Below are 11,348 nucleotides of genomic sequence, written 5' to 3'. Positions count from 1 at the left end.
CCCCACAGGCAGCCTCTGGTTTACCAAAAGCAGCTCCCACTGCTGCTGCCTCCCCAAGCGGGACTCCAACATCTCCAGCACCCAAAGCTACACCAGCATCTCCAGCGCCCAAGGCAGGCTCTGGTGCACCAAAAGCCGTTGCCCCTGAGCCCGACTCTTGGAGGGAAGCTGTTAACAAAGCTCAGCAGGCAGCAATTTTGGCCCAGACGGCTCAATCTCAAAATGAGTGGATCGCAGTAGCAAGCGAGTGGCAGAAAGCGGTTGGGCTGATGAAATCTGTGCCGTCAACTAGCCCGAACTATTCAAAGGCTCAGCAAAAAGCTGCCGAGTATCAAGCTAATCTGATTGTTGCTAACCGCAGGGCGGCGGCAGCACCTTAAGCTGTTATCCATTTAAATTGTCTGTCAATAAACAATCAAATCAAGTGATGCGGGCTTTGAGCATCACGCCGAATGTACAATTTAAATCCGCAACAGCTTAGAGGATGTTTGTAAAGTCTAAATTTATACTATTCCTGGCCATAGTCGTGGCAGTACCAAGCTCAACCGACCTGCGTGGGTTTCAAACTCCTGATTTTGCGCTCTTCCCCCCCTGTCGAGACGAAATTTTGTGTAGTCGGGAATTATCTTAGCCCAAAACTTTTCAAACATCCTCTAAAATATAAAATCTCAAGTATAGCCTTTCGAGCGTAACATGAGGTGCCAAGCAGGCCAGCGATACCTCATATCAGAGTTCGAAAGGCTATATATCTCGCTCTAAAACCACAACTTTTAGGAGTTGCTTTCTACTTCGAGTGGCAAAGCGGTTGGGATTGAAATTTTTACTATGAAAGCGGTACTCACGTAGCAGTTTGTCATCTGAATTGTGTGAGTCATCAATAGGCGTTTTGCTCATAATCTTCACGCTTCGTTTGAGCGGTAAACGGGTCCTGATAATGCGAATGGTATTAGAACGTTGGATGAAAAAAATCAATAGCAAAGGATTGTTTAGGGACTACCCAACAATCATCTCTCGCCTCTAACCCACTGAACTATTTTCATTGACATCAAAAATAATTGTCGGCACATTACCAAAGACGGTATTGGCTTTTCCAAAACTGACACCGTGCTTCTTTGACCGAAGAGCGAACCCGCCGGGCCCCGGGCTACCGACATGGGGACAAGTCGGCAGCGGTTTCAATCGCCTTCAGTATTTAACAAATCTTAATACCGAAGCACTGTAATATACAGGTCAATGCTGTCTAACTATATTATGAGCATTAACTACAAGTCAAATAAAAATGTTGTGTACTCGTGCAAATACCATGTCGTTTGGTGTCCAAAGTATCGTCGCCAAGTTTTGGTCAATGGTGTTGATGCCCGTTTAAAGGAAATATTGCGCTTGAGTTGCAGTTGAATTCAATAGTGAATTAATCGAAATAAAGGTGATGCCAGATCATGTCCATCTTTTAGTCGAATGCGACCCTCAATTTGGGATTTCCAAACAGATTCGATACATCAAAGGGCGCTCATCTCGATATCTCCGTCAAGAGTTTCCTTGGCTCAAAAGCCGATTACCAACGCTGTGGACTAATAGCTACTTTATTTCAACTGTTGGTGGTGCGCCTATTTCAGTGGTTAAACAGTACATTGAGAATCATAAAAATGTCTAATTATGGATGTCAACAAGTTTTAATCAGCCCAAATGAGCAACTTAAATCTGTCTTAGAGTTTATTTGCGAGGAGTCCAATAAGCTTGCCAACTGTGGAATCTATTATTCCAGGCAGTTATACTTAAGACTGGCAAGATTCCTAGTCCCGAAGCGGGCTGGGGAGTATCAATTAGCTGCTGCTTTTAAATCATGCGGCTCGAACTCCATGCCGAGATTGCAACGGCTCGCCTATGAACACAGCCAATAGCAAGCAAGTGAGCCCATTCCGATCGAACCCCGCAAATCTCCGTTGCAGAAACTACCACAAACGTGATACAGTTGAAGCTTGTGTCCAAATAACACCAATCCATGCCCAAACTCAAAACTCGCAAAGCTGCCGCAAAGCGCTTTAGAGCGACCGGCACAGGTAAAATTGTGCGCCGCAAAGCTTACAAAAGCCACTTGCTATCTCACAAAAGTTCAGCCCGCAAGAGCCGCTTGTCTAAATTGGTCGTCATTGACGAGACAAATGACGCTAATGTGCGGTTAATGCTTCCATACTTGTAAAGTTTAACGGAAATTGAAAGATGACACGGGTAAAACGCGGTAATGTCGCCAGAGCGCGCCGCAAAAAAATTCTCAAATTAGCTAAGGGTTTCCGAGGCGCACAGTCGAAACAGTTCCGCACAGCTAACCAGCGGGTGATGCAGGCGCTGCGTAACGGTTATCGCGATCGTAAAAAACGCAAACGCGATTTCCGCCGCCTGTGGATAGCTCGGATCAATGCTGCATCGCGCCAACACGGCACGAGCTACAGCAGGCTGATCGGCAACATGAAGAAAGCGAATATCGAAATCAACCGCAAAATGCTGGCACAAATGGCGATAATTGACCCGGCAACTTTCGGTAAAGTTGTGGAAATGGCAAATCGAGCCGGAGCGTGAAAGCTCGATCGGTTTGGAGCCGGAAGAAGGCGGAAGTAGGAAAGATTTAGCTATCTGCCAAAGAAGGAAAACTCCTGAGAAATTTAGGAGATTGAGACTAACTTTCCTTCTTTGTTCTTACTTCTGGATTCTTGCTTTTTCAGAAATTGCGATCGCGCTGGCTCGATCGCCATTTTCGTGTTTTTTATACAGTTGCAGAAGCAAATCTCTGAGATTGCTAGAGCTTTAAAATAAATAAAACCTTCCACAGACCTACCTAAATAAAAAAAAACATGGATAGTAATTTGCTGATTGTTTACCTGTCAGTTCTGCTCGCTATACTTGGGAGCAGTTCGTGGCTTATTGTTCGCCAGATTCTTAAAACTAGGAAACTGGAAATGTCTCTGGAACGCTTAGAAAATAAGCTGACCGCAGAAAAAGGAACAGCACAGGAATATTATGAGTTAGGAAGTATCTATGTAGATAAGAAGCTTTACTCCCAGGCGATCGTACTGTTTCAAAAAGCTCTGAAAGCTAAAGACTTAGAAGGCGAAGAAAATCAAGCGGTCATTTACAACGCCCTAGGTTTTGCACACTTCGGCCAAGAGCAGTACGACATCGCGATCCGCAATTACAAAGAATCCCTGAAGTTGCAGCCAGAATACGTTACATCTCTCAATAATCTGGGTCACGCCTACGAGCGCAAGAAATTAACAGCTCAAGCGTTGGAAATGTACGAACAAGCTCTCGCCTGCGATCCAGATAATGCCACTGCTAAAGGGCGAGTAGAGTCTCTGAGGAAGCGTTTGGTAATCTACAATTGAGCGCTGGTGCCGACGGAGAAATACAGAACCCGCAAACCTGGTTTCACTCGGAAACCAGGTTTTTTATTCCCTGACTCAAAGATACTAAACTATCGCACACCTTAATGCGTTAGCTTTTAAGAACAGGAATTCGGCCGAGCGCTCGATCGCGCACCGTCCCAGCAGTTTAAACTACTGTCAAGATAAAAGCAGTACCTGCAAAGCCGGTCAGTCCAAAACAATTGAAGGAGGAGAACGTAGTGACATCTATTCTCGTGGTCGAAGATTCGTGGTTGACTCGCAGGGTAATCTGCAAAATCCTGCGGGCAGAAGGATACGAGACTTGGGAAGCATCGAGCGGCCCGGAAGCTCTAGAACTGCTGGCCACTAAGACCCCAAACTGTATGCTCTTAGATCTGCTGATGCCGGAAATGGAAGGTCGGGAAGTCCTGCAAGCCATGCGCGATCGAGGATATAAAATTCCAGTCATCGTGATTACCGCAGACATTCAAGCAACCACCAAATCCGAGTGCATGGAACTCGGAGCCCTAGCAGTCATACACAAAATGCCCAACTCAGACGAACTGATCGGGTGGATCAAAAAAGCTCTCAGTGCTAGCGAGGAGAGCACCCAATGAAATTAAGCGCTCGACAGCTCGATGCTTTGCAGGAACTCGTCAACATCGGGATCGGTCAAGCTGCGGGGATTTTGAACGACATGATCGAATCTCCCATTCGCTTGCAAATCCCCTACCTCCAAATCCTGTCTCCCACCGACGTGCAAACACAATTAGAAGATCACCTCAGCGGCGAACAAATCGCCGCCGTCCAGCTCAAATTTACAGGCTCCTTTGGAGGCATTGCCCAGTTAGTCTTTCCCACCAACAGTGCAGCCGCTCTAGTGACCATGCTTACGGGGGAAGAAGTGGGAACTCACGACCTCGATTCAGTCAAAATTGGTACGCTCAGTGAAGTGGGAAATATTGTGATCAACGGGGTCATGGGTGCAATCAGCAACGTACTTCAGCAGCGCCTGAACTACTCAATTCCCAATTACATGGAAGGGACGATCGCTAATTTGCTGATATCTGGCGGTTTGACTACTGATACAGTTGTCTTATTAGCCCAGACCCGTTTCATTATTGAAAAGCTCCACGTTGAAGGAGATATCATCCTCATTTTCAATGTCAGTTCCTTTGACGCATTGTTGGCTGCAATCAATCAACTTGCCGGGGGTCTATGATCCAAGAAAGCAAAACTATTGAGGAAAAATTTGGAGTTCTCGACAGCGTACCAGTCGGCGCCTGCTTGCTGCGAGATGATTTTGTGGTGCTGTTTTGGAATGCCTGTCTCGAAGATTGGACGAAGATTCCTCGCCACCAAATGTTGGGAACCAAGATCACAACTCATTTTCCTCACCTGAGCCAGCTCAAGTACGCTACTCGCTTCCAGCAAATCTTTGCAGGAGGCCCGCCAACCATCTTTTCTTCTCAAATTCACAAGCACCTGATTCCGGCAACTTGGCAAGACGGCCAGCAGCGCATCCAGCAAACTACTGTGACGGCTGTCCCTGCACTTTCACCGGGGGTTGCCGAACTGGACATTGCCGGCTTGGTTCAATCGACTGTGGAGTTGGAACCAGAAGTTATGGTGGAACAAACAGAAGCTGTTGGTCCGATCGCGCCCTCAACTTTTCGGAGTTCACTTTCGCCTAACGACTTCTTTGTGACATCAAACTGCCAATCGTTTTACGCCCTGTTGGTGATTCAAGACGTGACCGACCTCACTCACCGTATCCAAGCTTACCGCACAATGCGGGATCAAGCTTTGGAAGAAGTGGAAGTGCGGCAGCGGGTGGAGGAAGAATTGCGATCGAGCCAACATTTCATCCAGCAGATTGCAGACGCGGCACCTTATTTGCTCTACATCAATGATTTGACCGAACAGCGTAATGTCTACGTCAACGGTCAAGCTTTTAAATTGCTGGGCTACCATCCCGAAGAAATTTTACAGATGGAAACGGCTTTGTTTTCCAGTTTGGTGTACCCAGAAGATTTAGAGAAGGTGTCGGTGCACCTGCAAAAATTTCCCAAGGTTCAAGACGGCAGCATTTTGGAGTTGGAGTACCGACTAAAACATCGATCGGGCGAATGGCGATGGTTTCGCTGCCGCGACCAAGTGTTCGCCCGTACAGCATCAGGCGATCCCAAACAAATTTTCGGCACGGCCCAAGATATTACAGAGTACAAGCGGGCAGAAGAAACGCTGCGGCAGCAAAACGAACGGGAACTGCTGATGGCGACAATTACTCAGCACATCCGCCAGTCTCTGGATTTGGGCGAAGTGCTTAGCACGACTGTGACAGAAGTGCGCCAGTTCCTTCAAGCCGATCGAGTCATGATCGTCCGCTTCAACCCCTGTACCGGCACTGTCTGCGCCGCACCTGCGACCGGGGCGGTGACAGTGGAATCTGTAGCTCCCAACTGCAAGCCGATGCTGGGAGAAACCCTGGAAAATTTCTGTTTTGACGAGTTCTATCTTGAAGCGTACCAACATCGGGCGATCCGACCCGTCGCCGATGTCTCGGCTGCAGATTTGCCAGCAAATCAAATCGACTTGCTCGCACAATTTGATGTCAGAGCTTATTTAGTAGTGCCCTTGGTGCAAGGAGACGAGTTGTGGGGGCTGCTGATGGCCCACCAGTGTCGTCCCCGACAGTGGATGCAGTTGGAAGTTGACTTGCTGTCTTCTCTGGCGACCCAGTTGGCGATCGCGATCAAGCAAGCAGAACTCTACCAGCAGTTGCAAGCGGCAAACCTCAAGTTAGAGCGCTTAGCTACTTTGGACGCGCTCACTCAGCTAGCAAACCGTCGCCGATTCGATCAGTATCTAGAAATCGAGTGGCGCAGACAAGCGCGGGAACAAACGCCTCTGTCGCTGATTCTGTGCGATATTGATTCTTTTAAAAGTTATAACGATACCTACGGGCATCCTGGGGGAGACGAATGTTTGCGGCAAGTCGCCGGCGCAATCGGCAATGCAGTCGATCGCCCCTCCGATTTAGTAGCTCGCTACGGAGGTGAAGAATTTGCTGTGATTTTGCCGAATACCGACATTCAAGGAGCCGTGCGAGTAGCCGAACACATACAGCTCAAAATAGCAGCTTTGCAGCTTCCTCACGCTGGTTCTCAGGTGAGCCAGTACGTTACTGTCAGTCTGGGTGTAGCGAGTATGGTTCCTGCATTTGAATCGGCAGCCTCGATTTTGATTGCCTCCGCAGATCGAGCGCTCTATGAAGCTAAAGGACTTGGGCGCGATCGCATCCAAGTTTACCAACCAGACCCGACCTCTGCCAAGACCAACGGCACAGGCACTCCTGTGCACCCGGTTGAGTTTTCACAGGCGCAACACTAAATTTCCCCTCACCCACAAGCGCTTGACTTCTGTCAATATTTATAAATTCGGAATAGACACTGGTCATAAGCTGTCGCACAAATAAACATTGCATATTCAGGGCGATGCTCAGAGCAACGGGCCACTCATTGTTTTATTGTTTTTTACATAAAATTTAAATGCCGCAACAGCTTAACGCGGAAATAGGCTCTTCCGTACTTATTGTGCTAATTTTTTAGGAAAATGCCAAAAGAGTAATGCTCGTATTTCAAAATTCTTCAGATTTCTAAATCCAAAACCACACCTTTTTAATAGCTTTAATTTAGTGTTGATTCCCTCTACTATCCCATTTGTCGTTCTTGATTCAAAATAGCCCACAATCTCTCCCAACCATCTTTTGATTTTTTCGACACTTTTTTGATAGTATGGTTGTGCTTTTTTTAACCAATCTGTTAATTCTAATATCCCGCCACCCAAATTATTGCTTTTTTCAAATAAAGAGTGAAAATCTTCTTTTAAAGTGTGCATAGCTCCTACTCTTAGTGAAGCATCTTTTACTTGTTTTAATTTTACTTTATCTTTGTCAGATAAGTTATTTTCGGCTTTCAACAATGTATATTTACTGCCTTTTAAACTATCCAATAATTTAGCTTTTTCTTTCGCTTTTAGCGATGATGCTGCCTTTTTTTGCTCAATTCTCGCCTGATTTAATTCCTCATGAATCATTTTGGTCACATGAAATCTATCTACTGTTACATCAGCATTCGGACAAAGCTTTTTGACTAATGACTTATAATTACCCGTCATATCCATACTTACTTCTTCGCTCTGGTTTAAGACTTTTTCTCCCCATTCAAGCATCTTTTCTTTGATTGCTTCTTGTTTTCTCTCGGCAACTAAGCCGATTAATTTATGTGTTGATAAATCTACTAATACAACTCTAAATTTTCCTTGCCTTTTTACTAGACTAATTTCATCTATGCCGAATTTGTGTAAGTTTTTTAGCTAAACAGGTAATATTTTATTCGTCACATTTTTCACCATTGACCAAACTTCTTCTTCTGTTAATTAATTTATTGTTTATAGCCACGTTATTAATGTCACTATGAACAAGTTGTTCAGTAATACTTTGTACATATCTATTCTATTCGTAAAAATTTTCTTCTTTTTGACAAAATCTCAGCTTTCATCAAAAGGTTTGTGACAACTTTCCCATTTGAATTTGCGTCGATTTACTCTCAGCATTACTTCTTTATTACCTATCGGCAAGTCTCTAACTAAATCCCTATAATTTTGATGTAAATGATGGCTAGATTGATTGCATAGAGGGCATTTTGATGTTTTGTTTTCTGATTTTACCACTAACTAAAATCAATGTCGCTCCTATTTGCTTGTAGTCTTCTACTATGACACCGGGTAAATCTAGAATATTTGTCATTAATCTTTTCATGATTTATTTTGTTCGCACAACTTTTATCAACACTTAACTAACATCTTAGCACAACAAGTACAGAAGAGCGGAGGTTCCCTGATTCAAAGAGCAGGGAGATGCGATCGCAAATTTCTTGAAGTCCCGGTTGATTGTCTAGCGGTACAACAGTGAGAGCCGAGTGCTTGAAGGTGTATAACTGCATGGTAATAGTAGGGATGTGTCGCATCCACACAGTGGCAGTTTTCTCCCCGACTGACTGAATGCGCCCCAATCGGCCGTTAACGTCTTGGCGATCGGGCGCGTACACCTCTACTAAGGAACCAATTTTGAGCGTCAGGTGGTGAGCGATGGCAGCTTGCTTTTCAGGTTTTACCCAATGACATCGCCCCTGTAAAGTTTTGGTAAGTTGAGCCGGACGACTGCGAGCATCATTTGCCACTATTATAAAACTTTATTAAGTTTGTAAGCAGTAGTAAACAATGGTAGTATCATATAGTCATAAGGGTCAACTGATAGAATTATTGTGATCGTTAAAAAATGGAGAGTCTGAATGCAACTAGCAGAGAGACACATCATTAAATCCACCGAGAATCGTTTTGTTGAAATAGACGGATTAGCCTTTAAATCGAAAAATTTGTACAACGCCGCTAACTACATTATTCGTCAGAGTTTTGTCTATGGATGGGGTTATATAAATTACAACGAAATGAACCATTTAATGAAGTCTCATCAAGCATATAAGGAATTACCAGCCAAGGTAAGTCAACAAATATTAATGATATTGGACAAGAATTGGAAGTCTTTTTTTGAAGCAGTCAAAGCTTACAAAAGAGAACCCACGAAATTCACGGGTCGCCCGAAATTACCAAAGTACAAAGATAAAGTTAAGGGTCGGAATATTCTCGTCTATACAATTCAGGCGATTAGTCGCCAGCAACTAAAGAAAGGAATTATCAAGCTTTCCGGGACTAATATTTTAATTAAAACTAAGATAGAACAAGAGCAGATTTGTCAAGTTAGATTGATTCCCAAATGCGATTGCTATGTAATTGAGGTAATTTACAATGCCTGTGCTGAGCGTAGTCGAAGTGAACCGGAGTCCACCGTGGATGAAAACCAAAAAGAATTAATAGCTAGTATTGATTTAGGATTGAATAATTTAATGGCGTTAACTTCAAATCAGCCGGGCTTTACCCCTCTGCTGATTAACGGGCGACCATTGAAATCAATTAATCAATTCTACAACAAACGTAAAGCACAGTTACAATCTCAGTTAAAAGGTCTGCGTAAAACTTCATCACGGATTCAACGCCTAACTCGTTGTCGAAACCAGAAAATCGATAATTACTTACACCATGCCAGTCGTGACATCATTAATATTTTAAGAGAACGAAAGATGGGAACTCTGGTAATTGGTAAAAATGTACAATGGAAAAACGAGATAAATTTAGGGAAACAAACTAATCAGAACTTCGTAACAGTTCCTCATGCTCGATTGATTGAGATGTTGGAATATAAGGCTGCATTGGTGGGAATAAGAGTGATGGTGCAGGAAGAATCGTATACTTCTAGATCCAGTTTCCTGAATTTAGACCCGATTCCTGTTTGCGGGGAGAATGATGCCGATCGTGTCAAGTTTTGCGGTAAACGAATTAAGAGAGGATTGTACAAAACATCGAGCGGTCGATTAATTAACGCTGATGTTAATGGATATTATAATATCTTGAGAAAAGCAGTCCCAAATGCTTTTAGCTCTCTTGATAGAGAGCTGCGTACTTGGGCCGAGGCGGGTTAATCCGCTTGAAGTAAAAAAGAAAGGGGAGGGACTTGATGCCTCCCATGTCATGTAATAGATGACTATACTTTTACAAGCTATATTGCCAACATCTTAGCTAAAAACATCATCGATTGGCTTATAAACAACTATGCCAACTTCAACGATCAATGTTCTACTCAAAGAAATTATTGCCCAAATCCGCCAGGGATTAGAAAATCTTTATGGCGAACAGTTAATCCGAATCATTCTCTATGGTTCCCAAGCCAGAGGCGATGCTAGACCGGACTCCGATATTGATATATTAATCCTTCTCAAAGAACCCTTCAATTACTCCCAAGAAAGCGATCGTATTTCTGTTTTGATTGCCGATATATGCTTAGAGCATACCGTCGTGATTAGCTGTATGTTTGCCACCCTTCAGAAGTACCAAGAGTATGAAAGCGGTTTCTTTCGCAATATCCGTCGCGAAGGAGTCCCAATATGAACCTAGAGCAACAAAGGTTACTTGATAAAGCTGATAGAACTTTGCAGGCTGCACGGGTTTTATGTGACCAAGGCTTTTTTGATTCTGCCGCTTCCCGCGCTTATTATGTGATGTTTTACACAGTCACTGCATTTTTAGAGTCAGAGAAATTATCTTATTCTCGCCACTCCGCTGTCATCGCCGGTTTCGGTCAAAAATTTGCTCGTTCGGGGCGGGTTCCGGTGCAGTTCCATCGTTACCTAATAGATGCTCAAAAAACTCGATTAGAAGCTGACTATAACGCTGATATACAAATCTCACAAACAGACGCAGTGCAAACAATAGATCGGGCAGAAGAAATGCTCAACTTTGCTTTGGCAAATATTGATTCTATTCCTCCATCCTCTCCTTGATTGAGTAGATAGCCTGCTTTCCACTCCTGCACTCGCCAACTAAAGAAACCGGGTTTTTCAGCAGATTCAACACAGCGATTCAGTATTTTCGCAAAAAACCCGGTTTCTGGGCCTCCCTCTTTGAGTCCTATATATTAACTTTTATTATAAAAACTTTGATTTTGCGTAAAAATACCCCGCGAAATCCCAATACACAATAGAAGGCTTTCACCTTCGGAGCAAATTCACTCCCCAAAAACTATGACAGCCACAACTATGCCGATCGCCCCGATCGCCCCTTACAGCCACCGTCTAGCCACCGCAACCGACGCAAAGGATATCGCCCCCCCTCTGGCAAGCATTCGCTGCTGAACGCGAAGCTATCGACCCCTCAATGCTAGTCAAACCGGCTCTTCCGTACTTATTGTGCTAATTTTTTAGGAAAATGCCAAAAGAGTAATGCTCGTATTTCAAAATTCTTCAGATTTCTAAATCCAAAACCACACCTTTTTAATAGCTTTAATTTAGTGTTGAT

Annotated in this window: 12 protein-coding genes and 3 pseudogenes; 11 read left to right on the top strand and 4 right to left on the bottom strand. The window is 44.1% G+C overall.

The genetic code is table 11. The features are described from left to right. Positions 1-380 (top strand): annotated as a pseudogene (locus IQ270_RS23605) (hypothetical protein); the annotation flags it as partial. A gap of 361 nt (positions 381-741) precedes the next feature. On the opposite strand, the gene IQ270_RS23600 reads toward IQ270_RS23605, so the two are convergent. Continuing rightward, the gene (locus IQ270_RS23600; RefSeq protein ID WP_193975626.1) at positions 742-894 is read right to left on the bottom strand and encodes a hypothetical protein; all 153 of its coding nucleotides are present in this window, start codon (positions 892-894) and stop codon (positions 742-744) included. 357 nt (positions 895-1,251) lie between these two features. Here IQ270_RS23600 and tnpA point away from each other — a divergent pair. The 7 genes and pseudogenes from tnpA to IQ270_RS23565 all read left to right on the top strand — a co-directional run bounded on the left by tnpA (position 1,252) and on the right by IQ270_RS23565 (position 6,770). Next, positions 1,252-1,651 (top strand): annotated as a pseudogene (gene tnpA / locus IQ270_RS23595) (IS200/IS605 family transposase). Between the two features lie 348 nt (positions 1,652-1,999). Continuing rightward, positions 2,000-2,197 (top strand): 50S ribosomal protein L35, encoded by a 198-nt coding sequence (gene rpmI / locus IQ270_RS23590; RefSeq protein WP_096830688.1) that lies wholly within the window; start codon positions 2,000-2,002, stop codon positions 2,195-2,197. Between the two features lie 20 nt (positions 2,198-2,217). Then, a complete protein-coding gene (rplT, locus tag IQ270_RS23585; RefSeq protein ID WP_006634165.1) occupies positions 2,218-2,574 on the top strand; it encodes a 50S ribosomal protein L20 in 357 nt (118 codons plus the stop codon). Positions 2,575-2,846: 272 nt separating this feature from the next. After that, the gene (locus IQ270_RS23580) at positions 2,847-3,377 is read left to right on the top strand and encodes a tetratricopeptide repeat protein (RefSeq protein ID WP_193975625.1); all 531 of its coding nucleotides are present in this window, start codon (positions 2,847-2,849) and stop codon (positions 3,375-3,377) included. Between the two features lie 239 nt (positions 3,378-3,616). Next, a complete protein-coding gene (locus tag IQ270_RS23575) occupies positions 3,617-3,994 on the top strand; it encodes a response regulator (RefSeq protein ID WP_193975624.1) in 378 nt (125 codons plus the stop codon). Further along, the gene (locus tag IQ270_RS23570; protein WP_193975623.1) at positions 3,991-4,599 is read left to right on the top strand and encodes a chemotaxis protein CheC; all 609 of its coding nucleotides are present in this window, start codon (positions 3,991-3,993) and stop codon (positions 4,597-4,599) included. Before IQ270_RS23575 ends, IQ270_RS23570 begins: the two co-directional genes overlap by 4 nt. Next, a complete protein-coding gene (locus IQ270_RS23565; protein ID WP_228056630.1) occupies positions 4,596-6,770 on the top strand; it encodes a diguanylate cyclase in 2,175 nt (724 codons plus the stop codon). Before IQ270_RS23570 ends, IQ270_RS23565 begins: the two co-directional genes overlap by 4 nt. A gap of 198 nt (positions 6,771-6,968) precedes the next feature. On the opposite strand, the gene IQ270_RS31375 is transcribed toward IQ270_RS23565, so the two are convergent. The 3 genes from IQ270_RS31375 to IQ270_RS23555 all read right to left on the bottom strand — a co-directional run bounded on the left by IQ270_RS31375 (position 6,969) and on the right by IQ270_RS23555 (position 8,620). Beyond that, positions 6,969-7,721 carry an ISL3 family transposase gene (locus IQ270_RS31375; protein ID WP_339384293.1) on the bottom strand — a complete coding sequence of 251 codons (753 nt, stop codon included), beginning with the start codon at positions 7,719-7,721 and terminating at the stop codon, positions 6,969-6,971. Between the two features lie 207 nt (positions 7,722-7,928). Then, positions 7,929-8,111, bottom strand: a complete 183-nt coding sequence (locus tag IQ270_RS32405) for a transposase family protein (RefSeq protein ID WP_339384292.1) — start codon at positions 8,109-8,111, stop codon at positions 7,929-7,931. 125 nt (positions 8,112-8,236) lie between these two features. Next, positions 8,237-8,620 carry a hypothetical protein gene (locus tag IQ270_RS23555; RefSeq protein WP_228056629.1) on the bottom strand — a complete coding sequence of 128 codons (384 nt, stop codon included), beginning with the start codon at positions 8,618-8,620 and terminating at the stop codon, positions 8,237-8,239. Between the two features lie 111 nt (positions 8,621-8,731). On the opposite strand from IQ270_RS23555, the pseudogene IQ270_RS23550 reads away from it, so the two are divergent. The 3 genes and pseudogenes from IQ270_RS23550 to IQ270_RS23540 all read left to right on the top strand — a co-directional run bounded on the left by IQ270_RS23550 (position 8,732) and on the right by IQ270_RS23540 (position 10,834). Then, positions 8,732-10,031: pseudogene (locus IQ270_RS23550) on the top strand (RNA-guided endonuclease InsQ/TnpB family protein). Positions 10,032-10,106: 75 nt separating this feature from the next. Beyond that, complete coding sequence (locus IQ270_RS23545; RefSeq protein ID WP_193975622.1) at positions 10,107-10,442, top strand: nucleotidyltransferase domain-containing protein; 336 nt, start codon at positions 10,107-10,109, stop codon at positions 10,440-10,442. After that, positions 10,439-10,834: a HEPN domain-containing protein gene (locus IQ270_RS23540; protein WP_193975621.1), complete on the top strand. Its 396-nt coding sequence runs from the start codon at positions 10,439-10,441 to the stop codon at positions 10,832-10,834. Before IQ270_RS23545 ends, IQ270_RS23540 begins: the two co-directional genes overlap by 4 nt. Positions 10,835-11,348 lie beyond the last annotated feature (514 nt).

The sequence above is a fragment of the Microcoleus sp. LEGE 07076 genome (assembly GCF_015207455.1).
Taxonomy (GTDB): Bacteria; Cyanobacteriota; Cyanobacteriia; order Cyanobacteriales; family Microcoleaceae; genus Microcoleus.
Note: the sequence above shows the minus strand (reverse complement) of the source record. Positions and strands in the feature narration are given on the sequence as shown.